This window comes from Acidovorax sp. FG48 (genome assembly GCF_057809085.1).
This window is the reverse complement of sequence record NZ_JBMDJH010000015.1, coordinates 97,453-115,218: the sequence shown is the minus strand read 5'-3', so window position 1 is coordinate 115,218 and position 17,766 is coordinate 97,453. Positions and strand designations below refer to the sequence as shown.

General features: G+C 66.6%; 16 protein-coding genes. 10 read left to right on the top strand and 6 right to left on the bottom strand.

From position 1 onward, the window contains the following. The coding region (locus ACODSU_RS18965; RefSeq protein ID WP_488843942.1) for a methyl-accepting chemotaxis protein at positions 1-1,240 on the bottom strand (1,240 nt) is incomplete at its 3' end. 220 nt (positions 1,241-1,460) lie between these two features. After that, on the bottom strand, positions 1,461-1,997 hold the full coding sequence (gene ppa / locus ACODSU_RS18960) for an inorganic diphosphatase (protein ID WP_488843940.1): 537 nt from the start codon (positions 1,995-1,997) through the stop codon (positions 1,461-1,463). A 256-nt stretch (positions 1,998-2,253) separates the two neighbouring features. On the opposite strand from ppa, the gene ACODSU_RS18955 reads away from it, so the two are divergent. Both ACODSU_RS18955 and ACODSU_RS18950 read left to right on the top strand, forming a co-directional pair. Next, complete coding sequence (locus tag ACODSU_RS18955; protein ID WP_015013641.1) at positions 2,254-4,335, top strand: sodium-translocating pyrophosphatase; 2,082 nt, start codon at positions 2,254-2,256, stop codon at positions 4,333-4,335. Positions 4,336-4,438: 103 nt separating this feature from the next. Further along, positions 4,439-6,817, top strand: coding sequence for a DUF1631 family protein (locus ACODSU_RS18950; RefSeq protein WP_488843938.1), 2,379 nt, complete (start codon positions 4,439-4,441; stop codon positions 6,815-6,817). A 210-nt stretch (positions 6,818-7,027) separates the two neighbouring features. On the opposite strand, the gene ACODSU_RS18945 is transcribed toward ACODSU_RS18950, so the two are convergent. The 3 genes from ACODSU_RS18945 to ACODSU_RS18935 are packed head-to-tail and all read right to left on the bottom strand — an operon-like array spanning position 7,028 to position 9,570. Beyond that, positions 7,028-8,470: a sensor histidine kinase gene (locus ACODSU_RS18945; RefSeq protein WP_488843936.1), complete on the bottom strand. Its 1,443-nt coding sequence runs from the start codon at positions 8,468-8,470 to the stop codon at positions 7,028-7,030. Beyond that, the gene (locus tag ACODSU_RS18940; RefSeq protein ID WP_488843934.1) at positions 8,467-9,159 is read right to left on the bottom strand and encodes a response regulator; all 693 of its coding nucleotides are present in this window, start codon (positions 9,157-9,159) and stop codon (positions 8,467-8,469) included. Before ACODSU_RS18940 ends, ACODSU_RS18945 begins: the two co-directional genes overlap by 4 nt. A gap of 24 nt (positions 9,160-9,183) precedes the next feature. Beyond that, positions 9,184-9,570, bottom strand: a complete 387-nt coding sequence (locus ACODSU_RS18935; protein ID WP_488843932.1) for a PepSY domain-containing protein — start codon at positions 9,568-9,570, stop codon at positions 9,184-9,186. 115 nt (positions 9,571-9,685) lie between these two features. On the opposite strand from ACODSU_RS18935, the gene ACODSU_RS18930 reads away from it, so the two are divergent. The 6 genes from ACODSU_RS18930 to ACODSU_RS18905 all read left to right on the top strand — a co-directional run bounded on the left by ACODSU_RS18930 (position 9,686) and on the right by ACODSU_RS18905 (position 14,669). Further along, positions 9,686-10,090, top strand: a complete 405-nt coding sequence (locus tag ACODSU_RS18930; RefSeq protein WP_488843930.1) for a DUF1924 domain-containing protein — start codon at positions 9,686-9,688, stop codon at positions 10,088-10,090. 7 nt (positions 10,091-10,097) lie between these two features. Then, positions 10,098-10,622, top strand: a complete 525-nt coding sequence (locus ACODSU_RS18925) for a diheme cytochrome c (RefSeq protein ID WP_488843928.1) — start codon at positions 10,098-10,100, stop codon at positions 10,620-10,622. Between the two features lie 40 nt (positions 10,623-10,662). Continuing rightward, the gene (locus ACODSU_RS18920) at positions 10,663-11,430 is read left to right on the top strand and encodes a cytochrome b/b6 domain-containing protein (RefSeq protein WP_488843926.1); all 768 of its coding nucleotides are present in this window, start codon (positions 10,663-10,665) and stop codon (positions 11,428-11,430) included. 30 nt (positions 11,431-11,460) lie between these two features. Beyond that, entirely contained in the window at positions 11,461-11,625 is a 165-nt protein-coding gene (locus ACODSU_RS18915) for a rubredoxin (RefSeq protein ID WP_488843924.1), read from the top strand. A gap of 111 nt (positions 11,626-11,736) precedes the next feature. Next, on the top strand, positions 11,737-14,268 hold the full coding sequence (locus ACODSU_RS18910) for a cation-translocating P-type ATPase (protein ID WP_488843922.1): 2,532 nt from the start codon (positions 11,737-11,739) through the stop codon (positions 14,266-14,268). A gap of 14 nt (positions 14,269-14,282) precedes the next feature. Beyond that, entirely contained in the window at positions 14,283-14,669 is a 387-nt protein-coding gene (locus ACODSU_RS18905; RefSeq protein WP_488806435.1) for a VOC family protein, read from the top strand. A gap of 43 nt (positions 14,670-14,712) precedes the next feature. On the opposite strand, the gene ACODSU_RS18900 is transcribed toward ACODSU_RS18905, so the two are convergent. Further along, positions 14,713-15,336: a TetR/AcrR family transcriptional regulator gene (locus ACODSU_RS18900; protein WP_488843920.1), complete on the bottom strand. Its 624-nt coding sequence runs from the start codon at positions 15,334-15,336 to the stop codon at positions 14,713-14,715. A gap of 142 nt (positions 15,337-15,478) precedes the next feature. On the opposite strand from ACODSU_RS18900, the gene ACODSU_RS18895 reads away from it, so the two are divergent. Together ACODSU_RS18895 and ACODSU_RS18890 are read left to right on the top strand one after the other, a co-directional pair. Next, positions 15,479-16,300 carry a metal-dependent hydrolase gene (locus ACODSU_RS18895; RefSeq protein WP_108498181.1) on the top strand — a complete coding sequence of 274 codons (822 nt, stop codon included), beginning with the start codon at positions 15,479-15,481 and terminating at the stop codon, positions 16,298-16,300. 18 nt (positions 16,301-16,318) lie between these two features. Next, a complete protein-coding gene (locus ACODSU_RS18890; protein WP_488843918.1) occupies positions 16,319-17,761 on the top strand; it encodes a TolC family protein in 1,443 nt (480 codons plus the stop codon). Positions 17,762-17,766 lie beyond the last annotated feature (5 nt).

The following is a 17,766-nucleotide window of genomic DNA, read 5'->3' as shown; positions in this document are numbered from 1 at the left end:
CTGCCAGGTTGCGCACTTCTCCGGCCACCACGGCAAAACCCCGGCCTTGTTCGCCGGCACGGGCGGCTTCGACGGCGGCGTTGAGGGCCAGGATGTTGGTCTGGAAGGCGATGCCGTCGATGACGCTGATGATGTCTGCGATCTTGTTGCTGCTGGCGTTGATGCCTTTCATGGTCTCGACGACTTCGGCCACCACGTCTCCGCCTTGCACGGCCACGGTGCTGGCGCTGACGGCCAGTTGGTTGGCGGCGCGTGCGTTGTCGGCGTTCTGGCGCACGGTGGAGCCCAGTTCTTCCATGGAGGCTGCCGTTTCTTCCAGCGCGCTGGCCTGCTGCTCTGTGCGCGCGCTCAGGTCGTTGTTGCCGGAGGCAATCTGCGCGCTGGCTGAGGCTACGCCTTCAGCATTGCTGCGCACGCCCGACACCACCCGCGCCAGGTTGGCCCGCATGTCGCCCAGCGCGTTGAGCAGCTGGCCCATTTCATCCTTGCCACCCGAAGGCACTTCGGTCGCCAGGTCGCCATCTGCAATGGCGCGGGCAGCCTGCACCGCATGGTGGGCCGGACGGGTCACGGCGCGGGTGATGGCCACGCCCAGCACGGCGGCCAATGCCACACACAGCGCAAGCGTGCCCAGCACCCAGGCGCGCGCCACATTGAACACCGTTTTCGCTTCCTCGTTGGCTTGCAAGGCGGCGTCCGAGTTGATCTTTTGCAGCTCGCCCAGCGTCTCGGCGGTGGCCACAAAAGCCGACTCTGACTCGCCCGAATACAGCATGCTCAAGGCGTCAGCGGTCAGCTCCATGGTCTCGGCGGTGCTGAAGTCCACGCCCTTGGCAATGTCAGCCAGCTTGTCCTGCAGAGCCACATAGGCCGCCTTGCGGGTCTTGTAGGCGTTGAATACCTCACGTTCCTTGGGCATGTCGATGAGCGGCTCGTAAACCGCCTCGACGCGGCTGAGGTCCTTGTGGCGCGCGGCGACTTGCTCGGCAAACGCCTTGACCTCGGCCGCGCTGCGCGCGCCGACCATGCCCGCCTCTGCGCGGCGCATGCGGTTCAGCAGCACGCGCAGCTCGCCCGTTTGCGTGACGCTGGGCAGCAGGTTGGTGGCGATCTCCTCGGCGTTGGCGTGGATGCGGGACATTTGCACCAGCGCAATGGCGCCGAGCAAGGCGGTCAGCAACACCACCGCCAGGAAACCCGCCGCCAGCTTGACGCCAATGCGCAGATCAGAAATTTTCATGAATCACCTCAAAGTACCTCGAAACACCGGAACAGCCGCAGCCATGTAACAAAATGCAGTCTATCAGCGCGCCCAGCCGCACATGGCGCGGCTTTTCCCTACCCTGGCAGGGTGCCGCCCACAAAAAAACACGCCATCCAAGATGGATGGCGTGCTTTTATTTTGATAGCATCTGGCGCATATCACACCAGCGCTACGGGCAGAAATCGCCCAAAGGCTATCAGGCTTGCGACTTCTTGTAGTTGTCGATGCCGTCGGTGATTTCCTTCTTGGCAGCGTCGATGCCTTCCCAGCCCAGCACCTTGACCCACTTGCCCTTTTCCAGGTCCTTGTAGTGCTCGAAGAAGTGGGCGATGGCGTTGCGGCGCATGGCGTTCACGTCGTCGACGGTCTTCCAGTGGTCGTACATGGGCAGGATCTTGGAGGTGGGCACGGCAATCACCTTGCCATCCACACCGGCCTCGTCTTCCATCATCAGGATGCCCAGAGGGCGGCAGGGCACGACCACGCCGGGGAACAGCGGGTAAGGCGTGATCACCAGCACATCCACCGGGTCGCCGTCGCCCGACAGCGTCTGCGGCACATACCCGTAGTTGGTGGGGTAGTGCATGGCGGTGGTCATGAAACGGTCCACAAAAATGGCGCCCGATTCCTTGTCCACTTCGTACTTGATCGGGTCGGCGTTCATCGGGATTTCGATGACGACGTTGAAGCTGTCAGGAACGTTCTTGCCTGGGGGGACGTTGTTGAGGGACATGTCTTTGGATAGTGGTTTGTTGACGATAACCCGCGAGGCCTTCGGCACTGATGCAGCGCAACGAAGCGTCGGGATTAACCCTGATTTTAGGCGCACGCCCCTTTCTGCCCGCTTGCAAACCGGCGTTTGCCTGTAAATTGGGTCTGTTGGCCAATCGGCTCCTGCGCGAAACGCATGGGTAGCACGAGGAAGCAACGCAGCGGGGAAACCACCGATGCGTTGGTCCCCCTCCGTGCAACACACCAAGGAGAATTGAATGGCTGCAAGCTCAGCACTGACATCCCCTCTCATCCTGGCCCTCGTTTGCGGGCTCATCGCGGTGGCCTACGGCATCTGGGCCCGGGGCTGGATTCTTTCCAAAGACCCGGGCAACGCCCGCATGCAGGAGATTGCCGCAGCCATCCAGGCGGGCGCAGCCGCCTACCTCGCCCGCCAGTACAAGACCATCGCCCTCGTGGGCGTGGTGCTGGCCGTGCTGATCGGCGTGTTTCTGGACGGCACCACGGCCGTGGGCTTTGTGGTGGGCGCCGTGCTCTCTGGCGCGTGCGGCTTCATCGGCATGAATGTGTCGGTGCGCGCCAACGTGCGCACCGCGCAGGCGGCCACCCACGGCATCGGCCCGGCGCTGGATGTGGCGTTTCGCGGCGGCGCCATCACCGGCATGCTGGTGGTGGGCCTCGGGCTGCTGGGTGTCACGGGCTTTTACTGGTTCCTGGCGGGCAACGGCAACCACACACCCACGGCCCACCTGGCCACCTTGCTCAACCCATTGATCGGCTTTGCGTTCGGCTCGTCGCTGATCTCGATCTTTGCACGCCTGGGCGGCGGCATCTTCACCAAGGGCGCTGACGTAGGCGCCGACCTGGTGGGCAAGGTGGAGGCCGGCATCCCTGAGGACGACCCGCGCAACCCGGCCGTGATTGCCGACAACGTAGGCGACAACGTGGGCGACTGCGCCGGTATGGCGGCCGACCTGTTCGAGACCTATGCCGTGACGCTGATCGCCACCATGGTCCTGGGCGCCCTGATGGTGGCCACGGCCCAAGTCAATGCCGTGGTGTACCCGCTGGCGCTGGGCGCCGTGTCCATCGTGGCGTCCATCATCGGCTGCTTCTTTGTGAAGGCCTCGCCCGGCATGAAGAACGTGATGCCCGCGCTGTACAAGGGGCTGGCGATTGCGGGCGTGCTGTCACTCATTGCCTTCTACTTCGTCACGCTGTGGATCATGCCGGACAATGCCGTCACGGCCACGGGCTCGCAGCTGCGACTGTTTGGCGCTTGCGCTACCGGCCTGGTGCTGACGGCCGCACTGGTCTGGATCACCGAGTTTTACACCGGTACGCAATACGCGCCCGTGCGGCACATCGCCCAGGCATCCACCACCGGCCACGGCACCAACATCATTGCGGGCCTGGGCGTGTCGATGCGCTCTACGGCCTGGCCCGTGGTGTTTGTGTGCACCGCCATCATCGTGGCCTACGGCCTGGCCGGCCTGTATGGCATTGCGGTGGCGGCTACGTCCATGCTGAGCATGGCGGGCATTGTGGTGGCGCTGGATGCGTATGGCCCCATCACAGACAACGCGGGCGGCATTGCCGAAATGGCCGAGCTGCCCAGCAGCGTGCGCGACATCACCGACCCGCTGGACGCCGTGGGCAACACCACCAAGGCCGTGACCAAGGGCTACGCCATCGGCTCCGCCGGCCTGGCCGCACTGGTGCTGTTTGCCGACTACACCCACAAGCTGGAAACCTATGGCCGGGCGGTGAGCTTCGACCTGTCAGACCCGATGGTCATCGTCGGCCTGTTCATCGGCGGGCTGATTCCGTACCTGTTCGGCGCCATGGCCATGGAAGCGGTGGGCCGCGCCGCAGGCGCCGTGGTGGTGGAGGTGCGCCGCCAGTTCAGCACCATCAAGGGGATCATGGACGGCACGGGCAAGCCCGAATACGGCAAGGCCGTGGACATGCTGACCACCGCCGCCATCAAGGAAATGGTGATCCCCAGCCTGCTGCCCGTGGTGGTGCCGATTGGGGTAGGCTTGCTGCTGGGCCCGAAGGCGCTGGGGGGCCTGCTGATGGGCACCATCGTCACGGGCCTGTTTGTGGCCATCAGCATGTGCACCGGCGGCGGCGCCTGGGACAACGCCAAGAAGTACATCGAAGACGGCCACCACGGCGGCAAGGGCTCCGAGGCGCACAAGGCCGCCGTGACCGGCGACACCGTGGGTGACCCCTACAAGGACACGGCCGGCCCGGCCATCAACCCGCTGATCAAGATCATCAACATCGTGGCGCTGCTCATCGTGCCGCTGGTGGTCAAGTTCCATGGCGGGTAAATCCACGCCACCGCCATCAGAAAGAGAAAGGGGCCTCGGGCCCCTTTTTGACGCGTAACATCGCACCCATTGCAGCAGTTTCCGGTCCTCCGTCCTACTGAAGATGGCCTTGACACACAACACCCCGTCCGCCACGGCCCCGACCGGCAGCATCGTTGCCCCCCAGCAGCGCATCGTCCAGATCGCGTTGACCCAGGCCCGGCCTGTGGTGGAACGCGTGATAGAGACCACACGCATGTCCCTGCAAGCGCGCCTGGACAGTGCACGCACCCCCGGCGAGCACCACGCCATGCAGGAGGCCCGCCAGCAACTGGTGCGACTGGCCTCGGTGATGGCCGAGCGTTACCCCGATGCACTGCGCAAGGCCTTGGACGAGGACACCGCACAAGGCGACGACAAGCCCACGCGCTCCCTGTTCACCGTGAACTTTGACGACCTCGAACTGATGGACGAGGCGCAGATCAACGACAGCGTGGAGCGAGCCCGCGCACGGCAGGTGCTCGTCACGGCCGTGGAAGGTCCCCTGGCTGACCTGGACGCACTGGTCTGCGCCGCACAAGGCCTGCCCCGGGTGCAGCCAGAACACAACCCGCTGCGCCCCGACGTCTTCTTGCAGGCCCTGCAGTCCGTGGTGTCGCAGATGCAGGTCACGCCCCAGGTGCGCCACGACTGGATGGGGCTGATGGCCCAGGCACTGGGCGCCGAGCTGCGCAGCCTGTACTTGGCGCAGATCGACCAGCTCAAGCAAAGCGGCGTGAAGCCGGTGGGCTATGCCATGCGGCAGGCCACAGGCGAGGTGGTCTACGTGGCGCCGGCCGAGGCCGGGGTGTCCCCCGGCTTCGCCGCCGACAACGATTTGTACGTGGCGTCCACCAGCGCGGGCGACCCGCTACTGACGCTGGACCGCCTGCGCCGCCTGCTGCTGGGCGAGTTCAATGACGCAGCCGCCCCTGCAGAAACACATACCCCTGCCAACGACAGCGAGGAATCGTTTGCAGACCGTTTTGCGCGGGAGTTTGAAGACCCGGCACAAGGCTTGCCGCACATCGACCCACCCGCCACTGACTTTGCGATGACGGTACCTGCTGCGTTTGAGGCGCTGCAAGAGATGAACCAGGTGGGCCAGATGATGGAGCGCCTGGGCACGCCACGCACGCCAGCAGCCTCTGGCGCAGACGGCCACTCCGCCGCAGCGCAGCGGGCGCAGGTGCAGGGCCTGGGCCAGGCATTGAGCATGGAGGTGGTGGCGCTGATGGTGGACAATATTGCGCGCGACACGCGGCTGCTGTGGCCGGTGCAACAGTTCATCCGCGCGCTGGAGCCGGCGCTGATGCAGCTGGCACTGTCCGACCCGCGCTTCTTCAGCCACAAGGAGCACGCCGCACGCCGTCTGTTGCAAGACATCACCGACCGCAGCCAGGCCTTCAACAGCCCCGAAGCCCCGGGTTTCCAGAGCTTCATGCGGTCGCTCATGCACATTGCGGGGCCGCTGGCCACCGCCACCATTGAAAGCGCTGATGACTTTGAGCAGGTGCTGCAGCAGCTGCACGCCAAGTGGGCCGAGAAGGACCAGGCGCTCAGGCAGGAGCGCCAGCGCGCGATCGAGGCCCTGCAGCATGCCGAGCAGCGCCACCTGCTGGCCGCACAGATATCCCGCGAGCTGTGGTTGTTGCCCAGCATGGGCAAAGTGCCCGATGCGATCTCCCGCTTTCTGCTGGGCCCCTGGGCCCAGGTCATGGCCGAGGCCCGGCTCTCAGCCAAACCCGGCACCACAGACCCGGGCCGCTATCAGGAGCTGGTGGAGGCGCTGATCTGGAGCGTGCAACCCGAGCTGACGCGCGCCAACACCGGTCAGCTCGCCCGCCTGCTGCCCAAACTGCTGCCCAAATTGCGCGAGGGCCTGGCATCCATCGACTACCCTGCCGACCGCACAGAGGCTGTCTTCGCGTTGCTGATGCAACTGCACCAGCAGGCCTTCACCCCCGGGCCCAGGGTTGCGGCGCCAGCCCCTGCTGCGCCGACCAGTGCAGCACCGATGGCAACGCCCGCTGCAGAGCCAGCACAACCAGCCCCCCTCGACGACGACGATCCCTGGGTGGCACCCTCCGAGGCCCGGGAGTCCGGCTATATCGATATCTCGCAATCCCCCGAGAGCGAAGACGCAGACTCTGCACCCGAGACTGCACCCAGCAACGTTGCGCCCCTGCCGCTGCCCGCGTCCACCATCACCGTGGGCACATGGGTCAACCTGCAGGTGGCGGGCCAGTGGGAGCGCACGCAACTCTCCTGGATCGGCTCGCACGGCAACCTGTTCCTGTTCACCAGCGCCTCGGGCCGCACCCAATCGATGACCCTGCGGCTGCTGGACCGGTTGCTGCAACAAGGCGCCCTGCAGGTTCTGGCCGAGCAGACTGTGGTGGACAACGCCCTGAACGCCGTGGCCCAGACCGCCATGCAAAACAGCGTGGAAAGCCGGCACTGAACGCCGCTTGCACAACAGGAGTGGTCAAACACCGCAGACGGTGATAACCTGTTTTCATTACTCCAAGGCTTTGCAGAATTCAGGGGAATTTGTCAGGGCCTTAGCCCGCTTTAGCGGGCTTTTTTCATGGATTTCCGCTTTGGCGGGCTTTTTCTGTGCATCCCGCTTTGGCAGTTTTTTGGGGCACTTCGCAGCGAGGGTCGCTGCGGCTCAATGAGCGTTTGCAGCCGGCAGGGTGAGCGTCGCCCGCAACCCGCCAAGGCCTGCAGGCTCCAGATCCAGCCGCCCGCCATACAACGCCGCCAGGTCCTGCACGATGGCCAGACCCAGCCCCGTTCCGGGCACGGTTTCGTCCAGTCGCACGCCGCGTTCCAGCGCTTGGGCACGCTGCGCGGCATCAATGCCGGGGCCGTCGTCCTCCACCGCAACCACCAGTTGGGGCTGCGCAGGTTCAGATCCGGCGGGCAGCAGCTGCGCCTGCAAGTGCACTGCGGAGCGAGCCCACTTGCAGGCGTTGTCCAGCAGGTTGCCCAACATTTCCTGCAGGTCCTGCGCTTCGCCCGCAAAGAACAGCGACACAGGAGGCTGTACAACGCTGATGTCCAGCGCCCGGTCCGCATGCACCTTGTTCATCACGCGCACCAGGCCCTCCACCACCGGCTGGAGCGCGGTGCGCTGCCCGGGCAAATGTGCAGACGCCGCCACCCGCGACCGCGCCAGGTGCCAGTCGATGTGCCTGCGTGCCACCACCACCTGCTCGCGCACCAGCGCCGCCAGTTCCTGTTCATCCGTGGGCGGTTGCACACTGGCCGCGTTGTCCAGCACCGTGAGGGGCGTCTTGAGCGCATGGGCCAGGTTGCCCGCCTGGGTGCGTGCGCGCTCCACCACCTCGCCATGGCGGCGCAGCACGGCATTGAAGTCATCGACCAGCGGCTGCACTTCGGCAGGGAAGCTGCCTTGCAATTGCGAAGCCCGCGCCTCTTGCACGTCTTGCACCGCGCGCTGCAGGGCTTGCAGGGGCTTGAGCCCCACGGCCACCTGCGCCCAGGCGGCGGCGGCCAGCAGCACCAGCAGCACCGCCAGCGACAGCGCCAGTACGCCCGTGAACCGGGCTGTGGCCGCCTGCGTGGCCTGCAGGTCGGCCGCCACAATCAAGCGCCAGCGCGCTGCATGCACACCCTCTGCGCGCACCGTGCGTTCCAGCACGAGCAAAGGAGCACCCTGCGGGCCTGTCATCTCGTGCACATGCACGGTGCCATCGGCCAAAGCATCCACCTGCAGCGCCAGGCTGGTGTCCCACAACGAGCGCGAGCGCAACACCCCGGCCCGCTTCCGCCCATCAGGCGCCATGGCATCCACCTGCCAATACAGGCCAGAGTAAGGCTTAAGCCAGCGCGGGTCCGACAGCGCCTCGGCCGCAATCACCGGCAGCCCCTGGGCGTCAAACTCCAGCCGCGCCGTGATCTGGTCCAGCTGCAGCTGCAGCGCGGCTTGAAACTGCTGCTGCACATGCTCACGGAACAACCCGCTCAGCACCAGCCCGGCCAGCACCATGGCCACGGCCAGCCCCGCCAACGTGACGGCCAGCAGTCGCACCCGCAACGACCGGGACCAGTGCACGGGCGGCGCGGGTGGCGCACCAAGCACGCTCATGGCGGCACCAGGCGGTAGCCCATGCCACGCACGGTTTCGATGCGGGCCGAATCCACCGGGGCAGCCGACGAAGCCGCAGGAGGCAACATCTTCTTGCGCAAGCGCCCCACAAAGACCTCGATGGTGTTTGAGTCCCGGTCAAAGTCCTGCGCATAGATGTGTTCGGTCAGCTCCGCGCGTGACACCAGCACGCCAGGCCGGTGCATGAGGTAGTCGAGCACCTTGTACTCATGCGCTGTCAACGTCACCGGCTGGCCCGCACAGGTCACGCGGCCACTGCGTGTGTCCAGCGACCAGTCTCCACACTGCAGCACGGCCGACGCTTGCCCGCTGGCGCGGCGGATGAGTGCGCGAAGGCGCGCCAGCAGTTCTTCGAGATGAAAGGGCTTGGTCAGGTAGTCATCGGCACCGGCATCGATGCCTGCGACTTTTTCGTGCCAGTTGTCGCGCGCGGTGAGGATCAGCACCGGCATGTTGCGCCCCGCAGTCCGCCAGCGCTTGAGCACCGTGAGCCCGTCCACCGCCGGCAGGCCCAGGTCCAGCACCACGGCATCCACTGCCTCGGTGTCGCCCAGAAACTGCGCGTCGCGCCCGTTGTCTGCCTCGTCCACCGTGTAGCCCGCGCCGTGCAGGGCATTGCGCAACTGGGCGCGCAGCAGAGTGTCGTCTTCTACCAGCAGGATGCGCATGGAGGTGTCGTGGTCGGAAGGGTGTCAGCGATTGTCACGGCTTCGCTGCTGATCTTCGCGCGATTCTCGTGACCGCACACGCAGCACCTGGGCCGTGCGCGCATCGAGCTTGACCTTGGTCAACTGCCCGGCAGGCGTCAGCAGCTTGATCTCGTAGATCCAGCGCTCGCGCTCCTGCTCCAGCTCCACTTCCAGCACCTGACCAGGCACCTCGCGCTGCAGGCGATCGAGCACGACGGGCAGTGGCAGCACCTGGCCCGCTTGCACGGCCTGCCGGGCGCGGTCGTGGTCTTCCTTGCCGCTGGCCCACGCGGACGGCACGGCCAGCACAGCAGCGCACAGTACACAGGCCGCCAAGTACATGCACCGGACATGGCGGCCCGCACAAGCAGCGTGGGAGGAGAAAGGCATGGGCGCATTGTCCTGCGCGATATCTGAACGGCCGATGAACAGCCCTTTCACACGCCGTTCAGGCGGGGATTTCCACAATGGCTGCACAAGCGACGAAACCCACAAGGACCACAGCATGACTTCCCTTCGCACCCTGACTCTGGCGGCGCTCTGTGCACTTGCAGCCACCAGCATCAGTCACGCCGCTGACACCACCGCTGCCCAGCAGCTCGCCCACTGGAGCGCACAGGCCGGCAGCCCAGGCAATGCCGACAAAGGCAAGGTGTTCTTCAACTCACGCCATGGTGGCGAATGGTCTTGCGCATCCTGCCACGGCACACCGCCCACAGCACAGGGCAAACACGCCAGCACCGGCAAGTCGATTGCGCCCCTGGCTCCGGCCTTCAACCCCAAGGCATTTACCGACACCGCCAAGGTGGACAAGTGGTTCCGCCGCAATTGCAACGACGTGCTGAGCCGTGAATGCACAGCGGTGGAAAAAGCCGACGTGCTGGCCTACCTCAACGCCCTCAAGCCCTGAGAACGTCATGAAAAAACCAGTCCCACTACACCCTGCGACCCTGGCCGCCGCTGCGTGCGCACTCGCCCTGCTGTCCCTCACCAGCGCCCACGCGGACAGCGGGCGTGCCATGCCCCGCAATGTGCCCAACGCCTACACGCAGGAATGCGCCGCCTGCCACACCGCCTACCCGCCAGGCCTGCTGCCCGCAGCATCCTGGAACCGCGTGATGACGGGCCTCGACAAGCACTACGGCACCGACGCATCGCTGGACGCTGCCACCGTGCGCCAGCTCAACCAGTGGTTGCAGGCCCACGCCGGCACCTACAAGCGCGTGAACGAAGAGCCACCCGAGGACCGCATCACCCGCTCGGCCTGGTTTGAGCGCAAACACCGAAAGATCGAACCCGCCACCTGGAAGCTCGCCAGCGTGAAAAGCGCCGCCAACTGCGCGGCCTGCCACACCGGGGCAGACCAGGGGCAGTTTGACGAACACAACCTGCGCATGCCAGCGGGGCTGGATGCCCGCTCGCGCCGCGCCTGGAACGACTGAGAACGGTGAATCTGAACTGCGCCCTATCAAGGAAAACACGATGAACAACACCCCCATCCTCCATCCCGCCGACGCCTCGGCGCAACCCGCGCCCGCGAAGGCCCCCAGCCGCCGGGTGACCGATGCGCCCACCCGCATGTTCCACTGGCTGTTTGCACTGTGCTTTGCCGGGGCCTACGCCACGGCCGATGGCGAGCACTGGCGGCTGCTGCACGTCACGCTGGGCTACACCATGGCGGGGCTGCTGGGCTTTCGCTTGCTGTACGGCATCTTCGGGCCGCGCACCTCGGGCCTGGGCCTGCTGTGGCGCAAGCTCGCGGGGGCACCCGCATGGCTGCGCGCCCTGCCCCAGGCCTCTTCCGTCACGCAAATCAACTGGCGCCAGAGCCAGAACCTGCTGATGGCGCTGGCCATCGTGCTGCTGCTGGCGCTGGTGGTGCCCCTCACCCTCAGTGGCTACGCCACGTACAACGACTGGGGCGCTGCGCTGGGTGGCCACTGGATGGGCGAAGCGATGGAAGAAGTGCATGAGTTCTTCGGCAACGCCCTGCTGTTGGTGGTGTTGGCCCATATTGCGCTGATTGCTGGCTTGAGCGTGCTGCGCCGCAAGAACCAGGCCCTGCCCATGCTCACCGGCCGGGTGGAGGGCAAGGGACCCGACCTGGTCCCGAAGAACCGCACTTGGCTCGCCGCCCTGCTGCTGATCGCAACACTGGCCTTTGGTGCCTGGCAGTGGCAGCAGTCGCCCAGCGGATGGGTGGCCAACGGCACATCCACCGAACGCCAGCGGCACCACGATGACGACTGACTCCCCGCCCCGTACCGAAGGAACCACCCCATGAAAATCTACATGTGTGCCGTTTGCGGCTGGATCTACGACGAGGCTGCGGGCCTGCCCGACCATGGGATCGCGCCCCGCACCCGCTGGGCCGACGTGCCCGACGACTGGCGCTGCCCCGAATGCAATGTTGGCAAGGCTGACTTTGTGATGTGCGAGGTGTGAAGGAGAGGTATCGGGTGCTGCCCACTGCGCTGCGTCAGGGCTGCAGACATCGGTGCGCGGTATAACCGTTACACCATTGCATCCTCTGTGCAACGCAGCCTCACACACCCCATGCCACCTACCGACTCCCCCACCGGGCTCGACCCGGCCCTGGCCGCCCAGCGCCTGCACGACGAAGGGCCCAACGAACTGGGCATCAGCCAGCGCCGCACGCTGCGCGACATGGCCTGGGACGTGGTCACCGAGCCCATGTTCCTGCTGTTGCTGGGCGCAGGTGCCATCTACCTCGCCATGGGCGACGCGCACGAGGCGCTGATCCTGCTGGGCTTTGTGGTGATCATCATGGCGATCACGGTGCTGCAGGAGCGCCGCACCGACAACGCGCTGAACGCCCTGCGCGACCTCTCCAGCCCCCGAGCGCTGGCGCTGCGCGGCGGCACCCTGGTGCGCATTGCAGGCCGCGACGTGGTGCGCGAAGACCTGCTGATGATTGCCGAGGGCGACCGCATCCCCGCCGACGGCACGCTGCTGCAGGCCCACGAGCTGGCCGCCAACGAGTCGATGCTGACCGGCGAGTCCGAGCCCGTGGCCAAACAACCGGCCGACAAGGTGTTTGCAGGCACGCTGGTGGTCAGCGGCCAGGGCCTGCTGCAGGTGACCGCCGTGGGCCGCCACACCGAGCTGGGGCGCATCGGCCAGTCGCTCGACACCATTGCCCTGCAGGCTTCGCCGCTGCGCGAAGAAATGGCGCGGCTCACACGCAAGCTGGTGGTCATCGGCCTGTCGCTGTGCGCGCTGCTGGTGGCCCTGTTCTGGGCGCTGCGGGGCGACTGGCTGCAGGCCGTGCTGGCAGGCATCACGCTGGCCATGGGGGTGTTGCCGCAAGAGCTGCCAGTGATCATGATCATCTTCCTGGCCCTGGCCGCAAGGCGGCTGGCGGCGCAACAGGTACTCACGCGACGGCTCAACGCCATCGAGACGCTGGGCCAGACCACGGTGCTGTGCGTGGACAAGACAGGCACCCTGACGCAAAACCGCATGGCCGTGGCAGCGCTCTGCATTGCGGGGCAGGAGCTGGATGTGCAGAACCTGCCCGCCGCAGCGGATGGCAGCGCGCTGCCCGATGCCTTCCACGAGCTGCTCGAATACGCCGTGCTGGCCAGCGAGATCGAGCCGCACGACCCCATGGAGCAGGCCTTTCACCGCCTGGCGGCCGACCACCTGGTGGACACCGAGCACCTGCACCCCGCATGGTCGCTGGCGCGCGAATACGAGCTGTCGCCCCAGCTGCTGGCCATGAGCCACCTGTGGCGCGACGGCACCTCGGCGCACGACACGGTGGCCACCAAGGGCGCGCCCGAAGCCGTGGCCGACCTTTGCCACCTGCCTGACGCCGAGCGCGCCGCCGTCAGCGCCCAGGCCGCACGCCTGGCCGACCGGGGCCTGCGGGTGCTGGGCGTGGCCAAGGCACGGCATCGCACACAAGACACCTGGCCCGACGCCCAGCACGACTTTGACTTTGAGTGGCTGGGCCTGGTGGCCCTGGCCGACCCGCTGCGCCCCGAGGTGCCCCAGGCCGTTGCGCAGTGCCGCCAGGCGGGCATTCGCGTGGTGATGATCACCGGCGACCACCCCCGCACCGCGCGCGCCATTGCCGCCCAGGCGGGCATCGCCAACGACCGCGTGATCACCGGCGACGAGCTGGCACAGATGCCGCCCCAGGAGCTGGCCGACCAGGTGCAGCAGGTCAGCGTGTTTGCACGCATCAAGCCGCACCAGAAGCTCGCGCTGGTCGAAGCCCTCAAGGCCCAGGGCGAGGTGGTGGCCATGACCGGTGACGGCGTGAACGATGCCCCCGCCCTCAAGGCCGCCCACATCGGCATCGCCATGGGCCAGCGCGGCACCGATGTCGCGCGCGAGGCCGCCGCACTGGTGCTGCTGCACGACGACTTTGCGGCCATCGTGCTGGCGATTCACCGGGGGCGGCAGACCTTTGCCAACCTGCGCCAGGCCATGGTCTACACGCTGGCGGTGCACGTTCCCATTATCGGGCTGGCGCTGCTGCCGGTGCTGTTCGGGCTGCCGCTGGTGCTGGCGCCGCTGCACATCGCCTTTCTGGAGCTGGTCATCGACCCGGCCTGCTCCATCGTGTTCGAGGCCGAAAAAGGCGCTGCCGACCTCATGCAGCAGCCGCCCCGCGCGGCCAACGAGCCACTGCTGTCCGCCCGCCACATCCTGCTGAGCGTGCTGCAGGGCAGCGTGGTGACGGCCGCCGTGGTGGGCCTGTATGCCTGGCTGCTGAGCCAGCCCGCACATGCCGCCACCGCCAGCACGGCCGCGTTTGTGGTGCTGGTGGCCGCCAATGCCGCACTCATCCTGCCCAGCCGCAGCAGCCAGACAAGCTGGCGCAGCCTGTGGGCAGGCCTCACCCCGGTCAGCCTGTGGGTGGCAGGCGGCACGCTGGCCGCGCTGGCGGCCATTACCACCGTGCCGTGGCTGGCCAACGCTTTCCGGTTTGTGCCGCTGTCGCCCCTGCACTGGTTCATGGCCTTGCTGGCCGGGCTGCTGCTCACGGTGGTGTTTGCGGCCAACAAGCGATGGCTGCAGCCCACGGCACCGGCGCTCCATCCTTCACCGGCCTGACTCTGCCCCACACCATGCCCATCGTCCTGGATTCACTCGACCACGTCGTACTCACCGTCGCCAGCATAGACAAAACCATTGCGTTTTATGAGCGTGTGCTGGGCATGACCGCGCGGGAGTTCAAGCCCCAGCGGTACGCGCTGCACTTCGGCGCGCAAAAGATCAACCTGCACGAAGTGGGCACAGTGGTGGACCCCAATGTGCGCCATGCCACGGCGGGCTCGGGCGACCTGTGCTTTCTCACCCGGATGCCGCTCGAAGACGTCATCGCCCACCTGCAGGCCGAAGGCGTCGCCATCGTCCAAGGCCCGGTGGGCGCAACGGGCGCACGCCACCGGCTGCGCTCGGTCTACATCTACGACCCGGACGACAACCTGATCGAGATTGCCAACGAGGTGTGAGGCGCTCGCTGCGCGGGCAGCGGTAAGCATTACCCCAACAGATTCAAAACTCCGCAGAGATTGCCGCCCGCAACAACGTGGAAGCGGGCTCCACCAGCTCTTGCAGCTGCCCGGCCCGGTCCTGCTCGATGGAGTGCAGCACCATTTCGTTGATGCCCCCCACCACGGCCATGGCCATCATGGGTTGCAGCGGGGCCTTGCGTTTGCGCTCGCCCGGGCGGTTGTTCACTACGTCCAGCATCAGGTCAGCCAGTTGCTGGTTGGCGCGGCGGCGCGCGGCCAGGCCCGTGGGGCCCAGGCCCAGGATGTCGATGAACAAGGTGCGCAGCAACACGGGGTTGCGCGCCAGCACACCAAAGTAGGCCGCCATGGCCTGCTCCACCTGGGCTTCCCAGTCGCTGTGCGGGTCAATGGCTGCGCGCAGCACCGCTATCGCGTTGCCGCTGGCCGCCTCGTACAGTGCGGTCAGGCACTCGGCCTTGTCGGCAAAGTTTTCATAAAAGGTGCGGCGCGACACGCTGGCTTCGCGCACGATGTCGGCAATGGTGGTGTCGGCATAACCCTTGGCGGCCACGGCGCGCGCCATGCCTTCCAGCAGGCGGGCGCGGTGTTCGGTGCCTGCAGCGGGCGCAGCGGGCGCAGCAATTGGGGCCGTGACTTCACGCATGGAGGCAGTTCGCAAGGCAGAAAATTCGACGAGGTACTTGACAGTACCATAGTTGATCTGCATCATACAAACCCAATCGGTACTGCAAAGTACCAAACCTGTGCACCACCGTGCGGCCCCCTTCGCGCCAGGAGCCTTCTTCATGACCGAACTCGTTGTCCGTCGCCTGCTGATCGACCTGGAGACGCCGTTTGCGCGCCACTGGTGTGGGGGCGATGCGTTTCGCTCGGCGCTGTTCAATGCGCTGTCGATGAGCTTTCCGGTGGGCGAGCAGTTCTTCATCGACGCCGTGCGTGACGGCCACAAGGCCCTGCCCCCCGACCAACAAGCGCAGTTTGCCGAAGAGGTGCGCGGCTTTATCGGGCAAGAGGCCACCCACCGCCGCATCCATGCACTGTTCAACGGCCACCTCGACCAGCAGGGCCTCGCCAACGAATGGGCGCCGCGTGCGCAAGAGCGCATGAAGCTGTTTGCAGGCGCCGACCCACGCCATCCGCTGGCGGTGACCGCTGCCAACGAGCACTTCACCGCGCTGCTGGCCGAATGGCTGCTGGCCCACCCCGAGGTGCTGCAGGGCGCCGAGCCACGCCTGGCCACCATGTGGCAATGGCACTGCGCCGAAGAGTCCGAGCACAAGAACACCGCCTTCGACCTCTACCAGGCGCTGGGCGGCAACCACGAGTGGCGCATCACCTGGTTCCGCCGCATCACGGTGGTCTTCCTCGGCGATGTGCTGCGCCAGACGGTACTGAACCTGCGCCGCGATGGCTCGCTGTGGAAATGGAGCACCTGGACCAGCGCCGCACGCACGCTGTTCGGCAAGGGCGGCCTGGTGCGTGAGACCTGGCGCCCCTGGCGCGAATACCTGCGCCCCGACTTTCACCCCAGCCAGCACGGCACCGACCTGTCGGCACGCTGGCTGGCAGAGCACAGCAACGCCTACACCCCCGTGGGTGCGCGCTGACAACCACGACCTGACACCATGACCCATCCCACCACGCCCCGGCACACAGGCCGGGCAGGCGCGGCTTTGCTCTGCCTGCTTGCATCGACCGTCTTGGCCCCCTTGACCCTGCTGCCCCTGCAGGCCCACGCTGGCCCCTTGGCATTTGACGCCGCTCTGCAGCAGCTGCAGCAGCGCTCCGACCAGCTGGCCGCATCGCGCAACGCCGTCGAAAGCGCCCAGCTGCGCCGCGACGCCATGCAGCGCCTGGGCGGCCCGGTGGTCAGCCTGAGTGGCGCCGCCTACACCTACAACGCCAACCTCGACGTGGACCTGAACCCGCTGAACCGCGCCCTGCCCGGTGTGCTGTCGCAGCTGCCGCCCCAGCTGGCGGGCTCGCTGGCCCAGTTGCCCCACCTGCCGTCCAGCTACACGCTCAACCGCAGCAAGAGCGACACCACGGCCTCGGTCTCCGCCATCTGGCCCATCTACATGGGCGGGGCCAGCAATGCCGCCCGGGGCCTGCTGGATGCTCAGGCGCAAGAGGCCCAGGCCGACGCCACCAAAACCAGCCACGAGGCCACCACCTTGCTGGTGCAGCGCTACTTTGGCGCCCAGCTGGCGCAGCGCGCCGCCGTGCTGCGCGAATCGGCCCTGGCCACCATCGAACAACACGACGCCGCCGCGCAGAAGATGCTGGACGCCGGTGTGATCGCACGCGTCGAACGCCTGCAGGCCCGCTCCGCACTGGAAGAGGCCCGCCGCAATGCCCGCAAGGCCCGCGACGATGCCGAGCTGGCCGCCACGGCGCTGACCCGCACCCTGAAGGCGTCCGACCCTGTCACGCCCACCAGCCCCCTGTTTGTGCTGAGCCAGCCGGTCGAGCCCCTGCCCCACTTCATCGACACCGCCTTGGCCCACCACCCAGGCTTGGACAAGGTGGCCGCCAAGAAAGAACAAGCCACGCAACTGCACGCCGCCCAGGAGGCACTTCGCAAGCCCCAGGTGTTCGCGTTTGGCCAGCGCCAGCTCAAGACCGGCCGCGACGCCGACTGGGTGGCCGGTGTGGGAGTGCGCTGGACGCTGTGGGACTCCATCGACCGCAACGCGCTGGCCGAGTCATCCAACCGCCAGATCGAGCAGGCCGAGCGCACTGGTGCGCAGGCGCAGAACGACATTGCCCTGCTGGTGGAAAAACGCTGGTTGGCCCTGGAGCAGGCGCGCCGCGCCTACTTTGCGCTGCAGCCTGGGCTGGAGCTGGCCGACGAAGTGCTGCGCCTGCGCATCTCAGGCCTGAAGGCGGGCACCAGCACCACGCTGGACCTGATCGACGCGCAGGTCAACCAGGCCAAGGCCCAGACCGAGCGCGCCCAGGCCGCCCACGACTACGTGAAGGCGCTGGCCGACCTGCTGGAGGCCTGCGGCCTGTCGGAAGACTTTGGCAAATACATGGCGCGCGCTGATGCGCTGAAAGTGGAGTGAAGAGC